Annotated in this window: 1 protein-coding gene; it reads right to left on the bottom strand. The window is 44.2% G+C overall.

The features are described 5' to 3' along the window. A partial coding sequence (locus RYX56_RS21885) for a LysR substrate-binding domain-containing protein (RefSeq protein WP_317124055.1) occupies positions 1 to 283 on the bottom strand: 283 nt, incomplete at both ends.

Below are 283 nucleotides of genomic sequence, written 5' to 3'. Positions count from 1 at the left end.
CCCAGTTCCACTTCGCCCTCTTCGACACTTTTGACTACCCTTGCGCCTCCATACTCGGCTAAATTCAATTCAACATTTGGGTATGCACGATGAAACTTTGCCATCACCCGGGGGAAAAATAAACTGCCAATGATCGGAGGCAGTCCCATGTTGATTTGCCCCCTATTCAAGCTGGTCAAATCATTTAAAGTCGTGTTCATTTCATCTAGAAGGGTATTCATTTTCAAGGCATACTCCAAGACAATGTTCCCTGCGTCCGTTACTTCACTATTCTTATTTGTTC

It is taken from the genome of Alkalihalophilus lindianensis (genome assembly GCF_032843265.1).
Classification (GTDB): domain Bacteria; phylum Bacillota; class Bacilli; order Bacillales; family Bacillaceae_D; genus Alkalihalophilus; species Alkalihalophilus lindianensis.
The sequence above is the reverse complement of the archived record's forward strand: the minus strand, read 5'-3'. Positions and strand labels throughout refer to the sequence as shown.